This window comes from Kitasatospora sp. NPDC088134 (assembly GCF_044741705.1).
GTDB lineage: Bacteria > Actinomycetota > Actinomycetes > Streptomycetales > Streptomycetaceae > Kitasatospora.
Window position 1 is genome coordinate 54,253 of sequence record NZ_JBIUTD010000036.1, and the last position, 18,022, is coordinate 72,274.

The 18,022-nt window shown below is 72.2% G+C and carries 10 protein-coding genes; 6 read left to right on the forward strand and 4 right to left on the reverse strand.

The window, feature by feature from the left end; all coding sequences use genetic code 11:
• Positions 1–111: 111 nt before the first annotated feature.
• A complete protein-coding gene (locus ACIOHG_RS34720; protein WP_400956797.1) occupies positions 112–3,450 on the forward strand; it encodes an ATP-binding protein in 3,339 nt (1,112 codons plus the stop codon).
• 22 nt (positions 3,451–3,472) lie between these two features.
• Here ACIOHG_RS34720 and ACIOHG_RS34725 read toward each other — a convergent pair whose 3' ends face one another.
• The 3 genes from ACIOHG_RS34725 to panB form a co-directional block, all read right to left on the reverse strand.
• Positions 3,473–4,291, reverse strand: a complete 819-nt coding sequence (locus ACIOHG_RS34725) for an ABC transporter permease (protein WP_400956799.1) — start codon at positions 4,289–4,291, stop codon at positions 3,473–3,475.
• The gene (locus ACIOHG_RS34730; protein WP_400956801.1) at positions 4,288–5,280 is read right to left on the reverse strand and encodes an ATP-binding cassette domain-containing protein; all 993 of its coding nucleotides are present in this window, start codon (positions 5,278–5,280) and stop codon (positions 4,288–4,290) included. The genes ACIOHG_RS34725 and ACIOHG_RS34730 overlap by 4 nt, the downstream gene beginning before the upstream one ends.
• A gap of 96 nt (positions 5,281–5,376) precedes the next feature.
• Positions 5,377–6,249, reverse strand: a complete 873-nt coding sequence (gene panB / locus ACIOHG_RS34735; protein WP_400956803.1) for a 3-methyl-2-oxobutanoate hydroxymethyltransferase — start codon at positions 6,247–6,249, stop codon at positions 5,377–5,379.
• A gap of 250 nt (positions 6,250–6,499) precedes the next feature.
• Between panB and ACIOHG_RS34740 the strand changes: the two genes are divergently transcribed.
• The 3 genes from ACIOHG_RS34740 to ACIOHG_RS34750 all read left to right on the forward strand — a co-directional run bounded on the left by ACIOHG_RS34740 (position 6,500) and on the right by ACIOHG_RS34750 (position 9,999).
• Positions 6,500–8,155 carry an MFS transporter gene (locus tag ACIOHG_RS34740; RefSeq protein ID WP_400956805.1) on the forward strand — a complete coding sequence of 552 codons (1,656 nt, stop codon included), beginning with the start codon at positions 6,500–6,502 and terminating at the stop codon, positions 8,153–8,155.
• 35 nt (positions 8,156–8,190) lie between these two features.
• Entirely contained in the window at positions 8,191–8,844 is a 654-nt protein-coding gene (locus ACIOHG_RS34745) for a TetR/AcrR family transcriptional regulator (RefSeq protein ID WP_400956808.1), read from the forward strand.
• 159 nt (positions 8,845–9,003) lie between these two features.
• Positions 9,004–9,999, forward strand: a complete 996-nt coding sequence (locus tag ACIOHG_RS34750; protein WP_400956811.1) for an endonuclease/exonuclease/phosphatase family protein — start codon at positions 9,004–9,006, stop codon at positions 9,997–9,999.
• Between the two features lie 30 nt (positions 10,000–10,029).
• Here ACIOHG_RS34750 and ACIOHG_RS34755 read toward each other — a convergent pair whose 3' ends face one another.
• Positions 10,030–11,772, reverse strand: coding sequence for an NAD+ synthase (locus ACIOHG_RS34755; protein WP_400956814.1), 1,743 nt, complete (start codon positions 11,770–11,772; stop codon positions 10,030–10,032).
• 220 nt (positions 11,773–11,992) lie between these two features.
• Between ACIOHG_RS34755 and ACIOHG_RS34760 the strand changes: the two genes are divergently transcribed.
• The gene (locus ACIOHG_RS34760) at positions 11,993–13,354 is read left to right on the forward strand and encodes a glutamine synthetase family protein (RefSeq protein WP_400712297.1); all 1,362 of its coding nucleotides are present in this window, start codon (positions 11,993–11,995) and stop codon (positions 13,352–13,354) included.
• Between the two features lie 2,033 nt (positions 13,355–15,387).
• Positions 15,388–18,022 (forward strand): NACHT domain-containing protein (locus ACIOHG_RS34765; protein WP_400956816.1); only part of this gene is annotated, 2,635 nt, incomplete at its 3' end.

Sequence of the window (18,022 nt, forward strand, 5' to 3'; positions counted from 1 at the left end):
TGCCGTCCGCAGGGCGCACCGGACAAGCGGCCCCGGATGAACGTACGGGACCGGCCGGGCGTTCCGCACGGGTGTGCGCGGGCCGCTCGGCGCGTCCCGCAGAATGGGCGGGTGCACTACGGCATCCTCGGCACCACCACGGCCCACCACGACGACGGGACCCAGGTCGCGCTGGGCGGCGCCCGGCTGCGCGCCCTGCTGGCCGCGCTGGCGCTGCGCGAGGGGCGGCCGGTGCCGGCCGAACTGCTCGCCGACGAGGTGTGGGCGGACGAGCCGCCGCAGGACGCCGCCGCCGCGCTGCAGACCCTGGTGGGCCGGCTGCGCCGGACCGTCGGCCGGGCCGAGGTCGGCTCCGGCCCGGCCGGGTACTGGCTGACCGCGCCGCGCACCGACGTCGCCGAGTTCCGCCGGCTGGCCGCCGAGGGGGCCCGGGCGCTGGCGGCCGGCGACCCCGGTACCGCCGCCGAGCGGCTGGCCGGCGCGCTCGCGCTGTGGCGCGGCCCGGCGCTCGCCGACCTGCCGGACCGGACCGGCCCCGCCGCCCGGCTGGAGAGCCAGCACGCCGAGGCCCGCCGGCACCGGCTGACCGCCGAACTCGCCCTCGGCCGGGCCGCCGAGGTCACCGCCGAACTCGCCGGACTGTGCCGCGAGCACCCGCTGGACGAGCAGCTCCAGGCACTGCGGCTGCGGGCGCTGCGGGCGGCCGGCCGGACCGCCGAGGCGCTGAGCGGCTACGAGGAGATCCGGCACACCCTGGCCGAGCAGCTGGGCGCCGACCCGGGCCCCGAACTGCGGGCCCTGCACCAGGAGTTGCTGACCGCCGACCCGGTGCCCGCCGCCGTGCCGGCCCAGGCCCGGCCGACCGCCCCGGCGGGCGGCAACCTGCGCCCCGGCCGGACCAGCTTCGTCGGCCGGGACAGCGAACTCGCCACCGTGGCGGGCGCGTTGACGGAGAGTCGGCTGACCACCCTGACCGGGCCCGGCGGCTCCGGCAAGACCCGGCTGTCGGTCGAGGCGGGCCGCCGCGAGCAGGACGCCGCGCGCTGGCCCGGCGGGGTCTGGCAGATCGAGCTCGCCCCGCTGGAGGACCCGGCCGCCGTCCCCGACGCGGTGGCCTCCGCGCTCGGCCTGCGCGAGACCGTGCTGCACAGCACCGGCACCGGCGCCGTCGCCGAGGTCCTGGAGGGCGGCCGCAAGGACCCGGTGTCCCGGCTGGTCGACCATCTCGGCCGCCGCCGGGTCCTGCTGCTGCTCGACAACTGCGAGCACGTCGTCCAGGCCGCCGCCGACCTCGCCGACCGGCTGCTCGCCGACTGCCCGGGCGTCACCGTGCTGGCCACCAGCCGCGAACCGCTCGGCGTGCCCGGCGAGGCGGTGCTGCCGGTCGAGCCGCTGCCCGACCCGGCCGCGCTGCGGCTGCTCGCCGAGCGCGGCGCCGCCGCCCGCCCCGGTTTCCGCACCGACCAGGACCCGGCGGCCTGCGCCGAGCTGTGCCGCCGCCTCGACGGCCTGCCGCTGGCCATCGAGCTCGCCGCCGCCCGGCTGCGCGGCCTGACGCCCCGCCAGCTCGCCGACCGGCTGGACTCCCGGTTCGCCCTGCTGACGGCCGGTTCGCGGACCCTGCTGCCGCGCCAGCAGACCCTGCGCGCCGTGGTCGACTGGTCCTGGGAGCTGCTCGGCCCGCGCGAGCGCGCCGCGCTGCGCCGGCTGTCGGTGTTCGCGGGCGGCTGCACCCTGGAGGCGGCCGAGCAGGTCCTCGCCGACGAGGAGCTGGTGCCCCGGGCGGAGGTCGCCGACCTGCTGCTCTCGCTGGTCGACAAGTCCCTGCTGGTGGCCGGCCTGGGTGAGCAGCCCCGGTACTGGATGCTGGAGACCATCCACGAGTACGCCGCCGAACGCCTCGCCGAGGCCGCCGAGACCGGGACCGGCCACCGGCACACCCGGTACTACCGGGAGCTGGCCCGCACCGCCCACCTGAACCTGCACGGCCCCGGACAGCTGGACGAGCTGGCCCGGCTGGACCGCGAGCAGGAGAACATCCGGGCCGCGCTGCGCCGGGCCGTCGACACCGGCCGGGAGCAGGACGCCCTGGTGCTGGTGCTGTCGATGGCCGGCTACTGGATGCTGCGCGACTACCGGGCCGAGTCCAACGCCTGGTACGCGGCGGTGTCCGCGCTCGGCCCCGACCCGTACGCCGAGGACGCGCCGCCGCCGGTCCCGCTCGACCGGGGCCCGCTGGCCGAGCCGCTGCCGCTGCCGCCCGAGCAGCTCGACGAGGCCCGCCGCCAGCTCGGCCTGCACCGGCTGATCGGCCTGTTCTCCGGCGACATGGGCCTGCTGCACCGCCCGGACGCGCTGGCCACCGCCCGGCGCATCCTGGAGACCTACACGCCCGACCTGCCGCAGTCCTACCGGCAGCCGGTGCTCGGCCGGGTGTTCACCGTCTTCCTCACCGGCGAGATGCAGCGCACCCGCGAGGTGATGGACGACGCGGTGGCCGGCGCCCGGGTGCACGGCGGGCCGCTCGACCTGGCCTTCGCCCTGCAGCTGCGGGCCCGGCTGCTGAACGACCTGGCCGGCGGCCTCGACCAGGCGGTCGCCGACAGCGAGGAGGCGCTCGCCCTCTACACCGGGCTGGGCGACCGCTGGGGCATGTCCGACGCGCTCTCCGGCAAGGCCGAGAACGCCACCAAGTCCGGCGACGCCGACCAGGCCGAGGCGGCCTTCCGGCAGGCCATCGAGCTGTCCGTGCAGCTCGGCGCGCACCAGGAGCTCCCGATGCTGCGGGCCCGGCTCGGCGAGGTGCTGGCCGAGCGCGACCCGGAGGGCGGCGAGGCGATGGTCCGCGAGGCGGTCGCCGCCGCCGAGGGCAGCTCCGACGCCGAGGGCGCCCGGATGTACGGGCGGATGGTGCTGTGCAACCTGTCCGTGCGGCGCGGCGAGTACGCCGAGGCGCTGGCCCTGCTCGACGAGCTGCCCGCCGACCCCGGCGTGCGCGGCTCGGTCCCCTCGGTCTTCGCCGGCATCGTCACCTGCATCCGCGGCTGGGTGGTCGCCCGGGCCGGCGACCCCGTGGCCGGACTCGACCTGATCCGGACCGGCCGCCGGGCGATGACGGCGGTCGAGGGCGGCGCGACCATCTTCGTCGAGCACATGGCGATGATGCTGATGACCCCGCTCGCCGGCACCCTGCTGGAGTACGCCCTGGCCCACGACGCTCCCGCCGCGGCCCGCCGGGCCGCCGAACTGCTCGGCGCCCACCAGGCGATCAGCGGCGTCCCCGGCTCCTTCATGGAGCGCACCGAGTACGAGCGCTGCGCCGACGCGCTCCGCGCACTGCTCGGCCCGGACGCCTACGCGGCCGCGCACGCCCGGGGCGGACGCCTCACGATGCGCGAGGTGTCCGCCCTGATGGACGATCCGGGTTCGTTCGACCCGCTGCCCGGCTGACGGTCCGCCGGTCGGCGCACCGTCAGGTGCGCTTGCGGAAGCGGGCCACCGCCAGCGGCGCGGTCACCACGGTGATCGCGGCCGCCCAGATCAGCACCGTCACCACCGAGTTGCCCACCGGCTGGTCGTTGATCAGCGCCCGGCAGGCGTCGGCCAGCGCCGACAGCGGGTTGTGCTCGGTGAAGGCCCGCAGCCAGCCCGGCATGGTGCTCGGGTTGGCGAAGATCGAGCTGCCGAACTGCAGCGGCATCATCACCAGCATCGACATGCCCTGCACCGCCTGGGCGCTGCGCAGCGACATGCCCAGCAGCATCGACACCCACATCAGCGAGGCGCCGAACACCAGCGACAGGCCGACCGCGGCCAGCAGCTTCAGCGGGCCGCCGTCGATGTCCATGCCGAGCAGCATCGAGAAGCCGATCAGCACGGTGAAGGCGACCACCGCCCGCAGCGTCTCGGCGATCATCTTGGAGAGCAGCACGGCGGAGCGCGCGATCGGCAGGGTCCGGAAGCGGTCCATCACGCCGGTCTGGAAGTCGGTGTTCAGGCCGGTGCCCAGCGCCATCGCCAGGTTGAGGCCGGTGGTGCCGAGCAGGCCGGGCACCATGTACTGCATGTAGGTGTGCTGGTCGGTGGCCATCGCGCCGCCGAACACGTAGACGAACAGCACGATCATGATGACCGGGACCAGCAGCGCGTCCAGCATCGACTCGGGGTCGGACTTGACCCGCATCAGGTTCCGGCGGGTCAGCGCGCCCAGGTGGCGCAGGTGGGCGCGCAGCCCGATCCGGGTGTCGTCGGCGGTGCCCGCGGGCGCGGCGGTGAGGGTGGCAGAACTCATGCGACGGGCTCCTTGTCACGGGCAGGGGCGGCGGGGACGGCGGGGGCGGCGGACTTGCCGGTGATGGTCAGGAAGACCTCGTCCAGGCTGGGCAGCTTGGTGTCGATGCCGGCCACGCCGAAGCCGCGGGTGCCCAGCACCCCGATCACGGCGGTGAGCTGGGCGTCGTCGGTCAGGTGCACCGAGAGCAGTTCGGTCTCCGGGGAGGTGGTGGCGGCGATGCCGGCCGCGCGCAGCGCGCGCACCATCTCCGGGAGGTCGGCCGGGTCCTGCGGGCGGACCTGCAGGCTCTGCCCGCCGACCCGGGTCTTCAGCTCCTGGACGCCGCCGCTGGCGATCACCCGGCCCTTGTCGATGACGGTCAGCGCGTCGGCGAGCTGCTCCGCCTCCTCCATGTACTGGGTGGTCAGCAGCACCGTCGAGCCCTCGCCGACCATCCGCTGCACCTCGTCCCAGACCTCGTTGCGGGTGCGCGGGTCGAGGCCGGTGGTGGGCTCGTCCAGGTAGAGCACCTTGGGGCGGCCGATCATCGAGGCCGCCAGGTCGAGGCGGCGGCGCATGCCGCCGGAGTAGCCCTTGGCGGGGCGCTTGGCCGCGTCGGTGAGCGAGAAGCGCTCCAGCAGCTCGGCGGCGCGGGCCTTGGCGTCCTTGGCGGAGAGGTCCAGCAGGCGGCCGATCAGGTACAGGTTCTCGTAGCCGGACAGCAGCTCGTCCACCGAGGCGTACTGGCCGGTCAGGCCGATGGTGCGGCGCAGCTGCTTGGGCTGGCGCAGCACGTCGTAGCCGCCGACGACGGCGGAGCCCGCGTCCGGCTTGATCAGGGTGGAGAGCACCCGCACCAGCGTGGTCTTGCCGGCCCCGTTCGGGCCGAGCAGCCCCAGCACCGTCCCCTCGCGGACCGTCAGGTCGACGCCGTCGAGGGCCCTGGTCTCCCCGTAGTGCTTCACGATGCCGTGGACCTCCACGGCGTTCCGCTCGATTCGTGTCATGGGAACACCGTGCCGGGCCCGGCTGTCAGCCCGCTGTCACGCTGCTGTCAGCCCGCCCGACAGCGGTGACAGCAGGTGGCAGCGGGCCGGTGGCGGCTACGCGAAGCTGTGCTCCGGGCCGGGGAAGGAGCCGTCGCGGACGTCGGCGGCGAACTCGGTGGCGGCCTGCGCCAGGGTGGCGCGCAGGTTCGCGTACTGCTTGACGAACTTCGGCACCCGGCCGGCCGTCATGCCCGCGAAGTCGGTCCAGACCAGCACCTGGGCGTCGGTGCCGTTGCCGCCGCCGATGCCGACGGTCGGGATCGCCGAGTGCTCGGTGACCTGCGCGGCCAGCTCGGCCGGGACGGCCTCCAGCACGACGGCGAAGGCACCGGCCTGCTGGACCGCCTTGGCGTCGCGCAGCAGCTGGTGGGCGGCCTCGTCGCCGCGGCCCTGGACGGGGTAGCCGCCGAAGGCGTGCACGGACTGCGGGGTGAGGCCGATGTGCGCCATCACCGGGATGCCGGCCTCGACCAGCAGCTCGATGGTGCGGGCGCTGCGCTCGCCGCCCTCCAACTTGACGGCCTGGACGCCGGCCTCCTTCATCAGCCGGGCGGCGTTGTGCATGGCCTGGGCCGGGGACTCCTGGTAGGAGCCGAACGGCAGGTCGGCCACCACCAGGGCGCGCTTGGTGCCGCGGACGACGGCGGCGGAGAGCATCACCATCTGGTCCATGGTCACCGGCACGGTGGTCTCGTAGCCGAGGTGGCAGTTGCCGGCCGAGTCGCCGACCAGCAGGACGGGGATGCCGGCCTCGTCGAAGACGCCGGCGGTGAGCGCGTCGTAGGCGGTGAGCATCGCCCAGCGCTCGCCCTGGCGCTTGGCCTTGGCGAGGTCCCGGACCGTCACCCGGCGGTTGGTGACCCCGCCGTAGAGGGCCTGGGCGGGCGCGTCCTGCGGCTGGGCAGGCTGAAGCGGAGAGGCGTTCATCGAACAGACTCCTGGTGTGTGTCGTCTCGTGGCGCCGTGCGGCGTCCCCGGATCTGGCTCCATGCTTGCACGCCGCGGGCCGCGCGCAAAGACGCGTGCACGTGCGCGTGCCGGGGCCGGGACCGGGGCCGAGGCCGGGGCCGGGAGGGTGGCGCCGCCCAGCAGCCCTTGGGGAGGTCTTTACCGATCCTTGCTCGTACCGTTGCGATACGGAACCGTCTCGTATCGAAAAGGGGGCTAGGCTGTTCGCATGACCTCGCCCTCCCTCCAGACCCCCCGGGTGCCGGAGTCCGTACACCGCCGACGGTGGTGGATCCTGGGCACCCTGGTGCTCGCCCTGCTTGTCGTCGTCCTCGACAACTCGATCCTCAACGTGGCGATGAAGACCATCGCCACCCCCGCCCCGGTGGGCCTCGGCGCGAGCCAGAGCGACCTGGAATGGGCGATCAACTCGTACACCCTGGTCTTCGCCGGCCTGCTGTTCACCGCCGGCCTGCTCGGCGACCGGTTCGGCCGCAAGTGGACGCTGCTGGCCGGCATGCTGGTCTTCGGCCTCGGCTCGCTGCTCTCCGCGTTCGCCGGCAGCCCCGGCGAACTGATCTCCTTCCGCGCCGTGATGGGCCTCGGCGGCGCCTTCGTGATGCCCGCCACGCTGGCCATCATCATGAACGTCTTCGAGCGCGCCGAGCAGCCCAAGGCGATCGGCATCTGGGCCGGCGCCGTCGGCCTGGCCATCGCCATCGGCCCGATCACCGGCGGCCTGCTGATCGAGCACTTCTGGTGGGGCTCGGTCTTCCTGGTCAACGTCCCGATCGTGGTCCTCGCGCTCGGCCTGATGGGCTGGCTGGTCCCGAACTCCAAGGACCCCGCCCCCGGCAAGCTCGACCCGGTCGGCGTGCTGCTCTCCATCGTCGGCCTGGTGGCGCTGATCTACGGCATCATCAAGGGCGGCGAGCTGGCCGACTTCACCGACCCGCAGGCCTGGGTCCCGACCCTGGTCGGCGTGCTCGCGCTGGCCGCCTTCGTGCTGTTCGAGAAGCACACCAGCCACCCCGCGCTGGACGTCACCTGGTTCCGCAACAAGGTGTTCTCGGCCTCGATCGGCGTGGTCGGCATCGTCTTCTTCGCGCTGATGGGCGTCTCGTTCTTCGGCGTCTTCTACATCCAGAGCGTGCGCGGCTACAGCGCCCTGCAGGCCGGCGAGCTGATGCTCCCGCTGGCCGTCGCCCAACTGCTCTTCGCCCCGCGGGCCCGGCTGGTGGTCGACCGGATCGGCGTCCGGCTGACCTGCGCCGGCGGCATGCTGCTGGTCACCCTCGGCTTCCTCGGCTACGCCTTCCTCACCGCCACCAGCCCGATCTGGCTGCTGATCGTGCTCGGCTTCGTGATGGGCACCGGCATGGCGCACGTGATGCCGCCGGTGACGGTCGCCATCATGGGCGCGCTGCCGCGCGAGAAGGCCGGCGCGGGCTCCGCGCTGAACAACACCTTCCGCCAGGTCGGCGGCTCGCTCGGCATCGCGGTGCTCGGCGCGCTGCTGTCCACGGTCTACCGCAACGGCATGGAGGACCACCTGTCCACCGTCCCGGCCCCGGTCCGGGACCGGGCCGGCGAGTCGATCGAGTCCACCCTCGGGGTGGCCGAGAAGCTGCACCTGCCCGGCCTGGTCGACCCGGCCAAGGACGCCTTCATCACCGCCATGCACGTCGTCTCCGGCGTCTCGGCCGGCGTCACCGTGCTGGGCGCGGTGCTGGCGCTGCTCCTGCTGCCCGGCAAGGTCGCCGCGCCCGGCGGCCCCGGTGCCCCGGGCGGCCCCGGCGCTCCCGGCGCTGCGGGCGCTTCCGGTGCCTCCGGCGAGGGCGCGCCGGGCCGGGCCGACGCCGGCACGAACTCCGCCAAGGTGTGATCCGGAAGGTGGCGGCCGGGGTGGAGAATGAGGCCATGACGAGTGCCGACGCCCCGCTCCGGCCGTGCCCCGGCCCCGCCGCGGAGCAGGACGCTCCGCGGCGGGGCCGACCGCGCAGCGAGGCCGCCGAGCAGGCGATCTACGGCGCGGTCGAGAAGCTGATGGAGGACGGCCTCGGCCTGTCCGAGCTGTCGATCGAGCGGATCGCCGCCGAGGCGGGCGTCGGCAAGGCCACCATCTACCGGCGCTGGCCCAACAAGGAGGCCCTGCTGGTCGACGTGGTGGCCCGGCTGGAGGAGCCGATGCCCCCGCTGGCCGGCCCGACCTACCGGGACGACCTGATCAACGCGGTCGACTACATGCGCCGCCGGGGCCTGATCAAGCGCACCCGATGGGTCGTCAAGTCCGCGCTGGGCCAGATGAACACCTGGCCGGAGCTCAAGCAGGTGTACCACGAACGGGTGGTGCACCCGCGCCGCGCGATGATCCGGGAGATCGTCCGGCGCGGCGTCGCGGCCGGCGAGCTCCGCGCCGACGTGGACGTCGAGCTGCTCTGCGAGCTGCTGATCGGGCCGATCCTGGTCCGCACCGTGCTGTGGGACGACGCGCCGCTGGAGGACCCCGACCTGCCCCGGCAGATGGTCGACGCCGCGCTCCAGGGCATCGCCGCCGACCGGGCCCGCGCCTAGGCCGCGCCGTCCCGCGGAGTTCCCGTCCGGCCCCGGGTGGGAACTCCGTGGGCGGTTTGTCGCGTCCATCCCGTCATAGGCTGAGCCGAGAATCGGATCGGAGCAGGTCGGGGACGGGGTCGGCGGGCAGCCGGCCGGGCACGGCGGCGAGGAGCGGGCATGGTGCGGGCGGACGGCCCGGCGGTACTGGCGGACGGGTCGGCCGAGGAGGGCCGGGGCCGGGTGCGCCGCTGGTTCTCCTGGCGGCGCGGCCGGGTGCTCACCGTGCTCGGCCTGCTGCTCACCCTGCTGCTGGTGGGCCACGCCCAGGTGCCCAACGGCGTCGGCAACCTGGGCAGCCTGCTGGAGACCTTCCTGCCCTGGCTGGGCCTGGCCGTCCCGGTGCTGCTCGGTCTCGCGCTCCGGCGGCGGGCCGGGATCGCGGTGCTCGCCGCCCTGCTGCCCGCCGCGGTCTGGCTGAACCTGTTCGGCGCGCTGCTGGTCGACAAGAGCAGCGGCCCCGGCGACTTCACCGTGCTCACCCACAACGTGGCCGCCGCCAACGACGACCCGCAGGGCACCATTCGGATGCTCACCTCCTCGGGCGCGCGGATCGTCGCCCTGGAGGAGGTGTCCGCCGACGCCGCCCGCACCTACAGCGCGGGCCTGGCCGCGGCCTACCCGTACCACGTGGTGGAGGGCACCGTCGGCCTCTGGTCGACCTACCCCGTCGACGAGGTCGCGGTGGTCGACCTCCGGATGGGCTGGACCAGGGCGTTCCGGGCCCGGGTGACCACCCCCAAGGGCCCGGTCGCGGTGTACGTCGCCCACCTGCCCTCGGTCCGGGTCACCTTCGACACCGGCTTCACCGCCGGCCGCCGGGACGTCAGCGCGCGGCTGCTCGGCGACGCCGTCGCGCACGAGCCGCTGGACAAGGTACTGCTGCTCGGCGACCTCAACGGCACCATGAACGACCGCAGCCTGGCCCCGATCACCTCGCAGCTGCGCTCCGCCCAGGGCGCGGCCGGCGACGGCTTCGGCTTCTCCTGGCCGGCCGCCTTCCCGCTGGCCCGGATCGACCAGATCCTCAGCCGGGGCCTCACCCCCACCGACTCGCGCACCCTGCCGGCGGACGCCAGCGACCACCGCGCGGTGGCCGCCGACTACCGCTACTGACCGGCGTCCGGCCCGTCGGCGTCCGGCCCGTCAGCCGCGCCGCCACCGGTTGGTGATCGGCAGCCGGCGGTCGCGGCCGAAGTTCTTCGGCGAGACCTTCGGGCCCGGCGGGTACTGCCGGCGCTTGTACTCGGCGGTGTCGACCAGCCGCACCACCCGGTCCACCACCTCGGCCGGGTAGCCGGCCGCGACGATCGCGTCCCGGCCCTCGTCGCCCTCCACGTACCGGGTCAGGACGGCGTCCAGCAGGTCGTAGTCGGGCAGCGAGTCGGTGTCCACCTGGTCCGGGCGCAGCTCGGCGGACGGCGGCTTGGCGATGGTGTTCTCCGGGATCGGCGGCACCTCGCCGCGGGCCTCGGCCTGCGCGTTGCGCCAGCGCGCCAGCTTGAAGATCAGCGTCTTGTAGACGTCCTTGATCGGCCCGTACGCGCCCACCGAGTCGCCGTACAGCGTCGAGTAGCCGACCGCCAGCTCGCTCTTGTTGCCCGGTGCCAGGACGAGCTGCCCCTCCTGGTTGGAGATCGCCATCAGCAGGGTGCCGCGCAGCCGGGACTGCAGGTTCTCCTCGGCCAGGCCGGTCAGCTCGGTGGCGCCCATGTACGCGTCGAACATCGGGGCGATCGACACGGTGCGGAAGTGCAGGCCGGTGCGGCGGGCCAGCTCGGCCGCGTCGTCCCGGGAGTGCTGCGAGGAGTAGCGGGACGGCATCGAGACGCCGTACACGTGCTCCGCCCCGATCGCGTCCACCGCGATCGCCGCCACCAGCGCCGAGTCGATGCCGCCGGACAGGCCGATCAGCACCGAGCGCATCCCGTTCTTGCGGACGTACGCCCGGGTGCCCTCGACCAGCGCCGCGTACACCTCGGCCTCGTCGTCCAGCCGCTCGGCGACCTGCGGGGCGATCGGCTCCGGCCGCTCCTTCGGGGCGCCGCCCAGGTCGACCCTGGTCAGCCGCAGGCCGTCGGCGAGCACCGTGCCGTCCGGCAGCCCGTCCTCCTTCGCGGCCGGCAGGTCGAGGTCGACGACCAGCAGCGCCTCCTCGAACTGCGGTCCCCGGGACAGGAGTTCACCGGTCTCGGTGACCACCATCGACTCGCCGTCGAAGACCAGCTCGTCCTGCGCGCCGACCATGTTCAGGTACACCAGCGGGCAGCCGGCCTCGGCGGCGCGGCGCTTCACCAGCTCCAGCCGGACATCGTCCTTGTCGCGCTCGTACGGCGAGCCGTTGACCGACAGCAGCAGGCCGGCCCCGGCCTGGCCGGTGGCGGCGACCCGGCCGCCCTCCTGCCAGATGTCCTCGCAGATCGCCAGCGCGACGTCCACGCCGTGCAGCCGCAGCACCGTCAGCTGGTCGCCCGGCACGAAGTAGCGGTACTCGTCGAACACGCCGTAGTTCGGCAGGAAGTGCTTGGCGAACCTGGTCACCACCTCGCCGCCGCGCAGCACCGCCGCGCAGTTCTGCGGCTTGCCCGCGTGCTTCGTCCCCGGCTCGGCCCGGCCCAGGTAGCCGACCAGCACCGGGACGTCGCCCAGGCCCTCGGCGGCCAGCTTGGCGGCCAGTTCGACCAGGGTCTGCCGGGAGGACTCGACGAAGGAGGCGCGGAAGGCGAGGTCCTCGACCGGGTAGCCGGTCAGCACCATCTCCGGGAACGCGATCAGGTCCGCGCCGGACTCGGCGGCCCGCTTGGACCAGCGCAGCACCTCCTCGCTGTTGCGGGCGAGGTCACCGACCCAGGGGTCGATCTGGCACAGGGCGAGACGCAGATTCGGCATGCCCCCGAGTGTAATCGTCTAACTGACGCTATGTCGCGGGGGGTGCCTCCGGCGGCCCGGTGACGGTCCGTCCGGCGGCCCGGCGCGGTCCGGGGTCGGCAAGCGGGCGGGGATCGGCAATGATGGGGGCGACGCGGCCCGGTCGAAGCGCTCACCGGGCCGGGCCGGCCGGTGCGGGCGGCGTAACACGGGCGTAAAGAGCAGAGGTGAGACTGTCCCCATGGGCAAGCAGCAGGAGTTCGTGCTTCGCACGCTGGAAGAGCGTGACATCCGGTTCGTCCGGCTGTGGTTCACCGACGTCCTCGGGTTCCTCAAGTCGGTGGCGGTCGCCCCGGCCGAGCTGGAACAGGCCTTCGAGGAGGGCATCGGCTTCGACGGCTCCGCGATCGAGGGCTTCGCCCGGGTCTACGAGTCCGACATGATCGCCAAGCCGGACCCGACCACCTTCCAGATACTGCCGTGGCGCTCCGAGACCCCCGGCACCGCCCGGATGTTCTGCGACATCCTGATGCCCGACGGCTCCCCCTCCTACGCGGACCCGCGCTACGTCCTCAAGCGCACCCTGGAGAAGGCCTCCGCGCAGGGCTTCACCTTCTACACCCACCCCGAGATCGAGTTCTTCCTGCTCAAGGACCTCCCCTCGGACGGCACCCCGCCGACCCCCGCGGACCAGTCCGGCTACTTCGACCACACGCCCCGCGGCATCGGCCACGACTTCCGCCGCCAGGCCATCACCATGCTCGAATCCATGGGCATCTCGGTCGAGTTCAGCCACCACGAGGGCGCGCCCGGCCAGCAGGAGATCGACCTCCGGTACGCGGACGCGCTCTCCACCGCCGACAACATCATGACCTTCCGCCTGGTCATGAAGGAGGTCGCGCTCGAACAGGGCGTCCACGCCAGCTTCATGCCCAAGCCGTTCTCGAACTTCCCCGGCTCCGGCATGCACACCCACGTCTCGCTGTTCGAGGGCGACCGCAACGCGTTCCACGAGTCCGGCGCCGAGTACCAGCTCTCCAAGGTCGGCCGCTCCTTCATCGCCGGCCTGCTCAAGTACGCCGCCGAGACCGCCGCCGTCACCAACCAGTGGGTCAACTCCTACAAGCGCATCTGGGGCGGCTCCCAGCGCACCGCGGGCGCCGGCGGCGAGGCCCCCTCCTACATCTGCTGGGGCCACAACAACCGCTCCGCCCTGATCCGCGTCCCGATGTACAAGCCCGGCAAGCAGGGCTCCACCCGGATCGAGATCCGCTCCCTCGACACCGGCTGCAACCCCTACCTCGCCTACGCCGTCACCCTGGCCGCCGGCCTCAAGGGCATCGAGGACAACCTCGAACTCCCCCCGGGCGCCGACGACGACGTCTGGGCCCTCACCGACGCCGAACGCCGCGCCCTCGGCATCCAGCCCATGCCGCAGAACCTCGGCGAGGCCATCGACCTCATGCAGCGCAGCGAGCTCGTCGCCGAGACCCTGGGCGAGCACGTCTTCGACTTCTTCCTGCGCAACAAGCGCCAGGAGTGGGAGGAGTACCGCTCCGAGGTCACCCCGTTCGAGCTCCGCAAGGTGCTCCAGGTCCTGTAATCCCTGCTCAGCGCCCTGTCCCTGACGGGACGTGAGGCCCCGGTCCGGTAGCGACTTCGCACCGGGCCGGGGCCTCCGCCGCTCCCTGGGCCGTCGGTGGGCCGTCTACCCGTCAGAGCGGGGACAGCGCGGGCACTCCCCACGGCTCGGGCTGCGGCCGGGCCAGCACCACCCGGCCCAGCACGAAGTGCTCACGCTCGGCCGGGCCGTAGCGGTCGCTCAAATCGCGGTGGCGTCAGTGTGCAGCGAGATCGAGGCCGCAGGCTCTCACGAAGGTGCCGCCACCGAGGAGATGGCCGCGCTACTGGAGACGGCCAAGACATGGCTAGTCCGTCAGGCCCACATGTGTGAGGAGCTATTTGGGCAACTGCGGCAAGCCGTACACGATCGCGAGCCCGATCAGGTACGCACCCTCCTGGCGTGAGCGGATGCGGAAGCAGGCCGTGAACGTAGCCGTGGGGATCACGACATCGCCACACGGGCACGCGAGTTCCTCGACGAGCAGGCACGCCATGCAGCCTGGGCACGCGCAGCAGAAACGCCCCGCAAGGCATCCTCGAAGCGTGTGAGTGTCTCTACGCCCAGTCCTGTAGCGCGCCGAGTACAGACCACTGATCCGACCGAGGCAGCGCACCTGCGAATGTTGGACATCCTCGGCGACTTGCGGAAGCTCGGTTCTCAACTGTCGCCCCGTGAGGTTCGGTATCTCGTGGAGTCGCTGTCCACCACAGCGAGGACCGCGGGAAGCCGCGTCACCTCTGCGCAGCGCGAAGAGGTCGACTGGTGGCTCAGGCGGGGGCGGCGGCTGCGCGGTGCGCTGCTGCCCCGCCCACAATTCCTGGGCCCCAGTGGGACTCCGAGGCCCGTACGGTCGGTACGCGTGCCACCCAGACCGGGTCAGGCGGCGGCAAGGAGACGGCTTCACAGGCGCCCGCCGCCCGCGTTGCTCCCTCCGCCGAGCCACCGGCACGGGCGAGGACCAGGACGGAGCCGGCTGGCCCGCCCCGGTTGCCTGCCACATCGCTTGCGAAAACGGTGGCCGCAGTGGCTGGTGCGCTGAAGAAGGTCGCCCGGGAACGCTCCACCACCTCCTGGTCGCGGCTGCGTCAGCAGCTGGGCAGCGCCCTTCCCGCATTGCACCCGGATGACCAGGTGGAGGTGCTCCTGAGAGTCGAAGCAGGCACGTCGGCCGAAGAACCAATGCTGTCCTCACTGCTTGTAGCGGACGGTGCCCGCTCCTTGGCTCTGTACCGAGCTCTCTCAACGCGCCTGGGGCGGGTCGTACCTGAAGGCGACGCCGAGGCTCGTGCGTGTTGGCAGAAGGAGATCCTTCGCTTGCATCAACTGTTCCGGCACCGCTAACCGATCGAGCTTCGGCGGCAGCCGCGGCCGGCGATCCGGCGGAGTGACACTCGGGGCGTCAGGCAACTGTCACAGCTGTCACTCTGTCACTGCATGGTCTCTGAACTGCGAGAATGGCGGTGACACTTGAGTGACAGCCACTGGGCCGACGGCACCGGACTGCCGCCCGAGCATGCCCTACCCCAGGCCAGGCAGGACATCGGCCAAAACCGCTCCGCCACCCGCAGGAGCGACGCTCTGGTCGCGGGTTATTCGCCTTTCTCGGCACCGTGCTACCACTAACCGGGCCTCTTGCGGCGTTTGTCCCAGATCAGTGCCGCCGCATCGAGCTTGGCACTGAGGTCATCGTTCAGGCCCTCGGTAGCAACGTTGAGGTAACCAAGACCACTCTCCACGTGCATCTCGTACAAGTCGTGGTACTTCTGCGCAATTTCAAGCGAACTGTGACAGGTCCGCCTAGCAGGCAGTGTCATCGATGGTTGCTGATGTTGGGATGCCGGGCCCGGCGTCGGTACCGAATGTGACGTCGAGGGGCGCAGGGTGTCCCAAGTAGCGGGTGCAGAGGGCGCGTTGGGCACTACGCTGCTGGTCGGCGATGGCAGGTCAGGTGCGCTCGCCAGGCCTGTTGCGGGTGGGCGGGTACGTGCGGACGGAAGGCAGGGGGCGGGGCGATGCCGGACAGCGAGCTGGAATTGGGGCCGAAGCGGCAGGCGCTGTACGGGGGGTTGCTGGAGCTAAAGGAGCGGGCGGAGCAGGAGCGCAGGGCTCAGCAAGCCCTGTGTGGGCAGTTGGAGCTGCAGAGGGCGGTACGGCGCACCGGACGCGTGGGGGTGGAGAGGTTCGCCGGGAAGAGGATCAGCTCGTGGGTGCCTCCGATCGGCCGCGCGGGTGAGGCGCAGGTGCCGCAGGAAGCAGAGGTGCTGTTGGCGGTGGTGGCAGTGTGGTCTTCCTGGGCCGGGCTCCCCTCGCTGGCGGCCGATGGACAGGTAGAGGAGCGGTGGCTGCGCGCGGAGCGGTCGCGGTGGGAGCGACTACTGGAAGGGGCCCGGGCGGAGCGTGAGGCCGTCCGCGCAACTGGCGCCGGGGATGTGGCCGCGCAGGACCAGATACGTGCCGCCGAGTGGGCCGCCGCGGTGGAGGCGTACCGGCGGCGGGTGCGGGAGTTGCACTGGCGGCTGAACCTCGATGTCCTGGGCGCTTCTGGCAGCGCCGGTGAGCAGCCGAAGATCGAGGTGCGGCAGGTGTTCATGCCGCAGCTGTGTCGCCCGCACGTGGCCCAGGTGCCCGGCGAGGTTCGTCGGCTGCTGGCGGCGGGTGAGCTGGCGGACACGGATCTGCCACCAGGGATGGAGGCCGAGGCAGCCCGCGCTCTGCGTAAGGCATACCATGCGCAGCCAGCGCGGCCGGTGCTGGAGGTGTTGGCGGGCGAGGGGGGTCGGCGGCTGGTGGTGCTGGGTGATCCGGGTGCGGGGAAGTCGACGCTGGCGAAGTACACCGCGCTGGTTCTGGCCGGTGCGTTGGAGGAGTTGCCAGCCGAGCTCGACGGGCTCTCGGGGCTGGTGCCGCTGGTGGTGGAGCTGCGGCAGTACGCGGAGCCGCAGTGGCGTGATCGGACGATCGAGGACTTCCTGGAGCATGTGGACCGGCAGGACCGGATGTGCCTGACACGGCCGGTCCTGGAGAGTCTGCTCGCGCAGGGGCGGACGGTGGTGTTTTTCGACGGCCTGGACGAGGTGTTCGATCCGGCTGTGCGGGCGCAGACCGCTCGGCGAATCACTGCTTTCGCCTCCGGGCACCCTGATGTGCGGGTAGTGGTGACATCACGGGAGTACGGCTACCGGGCTGGCGAGTTCACCGCGGCCGGATTCGCGCAGGTGATGCTCCAGGACCTGGAGCGAGGGCAGGTCAAGCAGTTCATCCGCCGCTGGTACGCCGCCGCCCACCCGGAGAATCCCTCCCTTGCCTCCCAGCTCACCCAGCGCCTGCTGGGAGCGGTACGAGGAGTCCGGGCGGTCACAGAGTTGGCCGGCAACCCGCTGCTGTTGACCGTTCTCGCATCCATGGGCCTCGGCAAGACCATCCCCCGCGAACGACGAGAGGTCTATGCCCACGCGGTGGAGGTCCTCATTGAGCAGTGGGACAAGGACGCCAAGTTCCTCACCCCCCACTCCCCCGCCACCGGGGAGGCCGCCCAGGCACTGGAATGGCTCAACGTCGACAGACGCCTCAAGGTGCTGCAACGCATTGCCCGCCGCATGCAGGAAGGCGCAGGCCGTACCGCCGGTACCTTCATCCACCACGACGAACTGACCGGAATCATCAGTACCTACCTCACCGAACAAAACATCTCCCGCACCGCCGCCGACATCGCCGCCAGACACGTCGTCGACCGGCTGCGCACCCGCAACTTCCTGCTCGCCCACTACGGAGGTGGCATCTACGGGTTCGTCCACCGCACCTTCCTCGAATACCTCGCAGCCACCGAACTCCTGGACCGCTCCCACGAGGAGGAATGGACCCGCGACGAGATAGTCGAGGTCCTGACCGAGCGCGCCGGGAACCCGACGTGGCACGAAGTGTTGCTCCTCATGGCCGGCAACCTCCATCAGCGCGGCGTGGCGGCTTTCATTGCGCACCTCCTCCTCCAGCATCGGCGCAATGAGAGCGCCGCAGGGTGGTCGGTGCCAATGCTGGTACTGGCTATCCGTGTCCTGGCCGAAGTCAAGGAGATCGGCGCCTCCCCCGCCGCGAGCGCCAAAGACCGGTACCTGTCGGTGGCCGTGCAGAGTGACACCGTCATCGATTCCCTAACCGCCGCACTGCGCCGGTCGATATATCTCTCCATCGAGGAGGCACTTCCGGCCCTCGGTACCTTCGACCGCTTCTGGAGCGGCCGGGAGCGCTACCTACGCTGGTACTACGCGGCCCGATCGCCGGAGAACAGGTTCCAGGGCGGCGACATAGCTGCGGCACTGAGCCGAGACCTGGAGGAAACAGCCCACCAAGCACGCGTTCCTTGGGATCCATTCCTTCGCCGCGCCGCCCTGCTGGTGCTGGGGGAGCGGTGGCCGGACGATCCGGATACTCGCCAGGCTGTCCTGGCCGCCATCACCGACACTGACTCGATGGTCCGCGGCACTGCCCTGCGTGTGTTGGGGGAGCGGTGGCCGGACGATCCGGGCACCCGCCAGGCTGTCCTGGCCGCCATCACCGACACTGACTCGATGGTCCGCGGCACTGCCCTGCGTGTGTTGGGGGAGCGGTGGCCGGACGATCCGGGCACCCGCCAGGCTGTCCTGGCCGCCA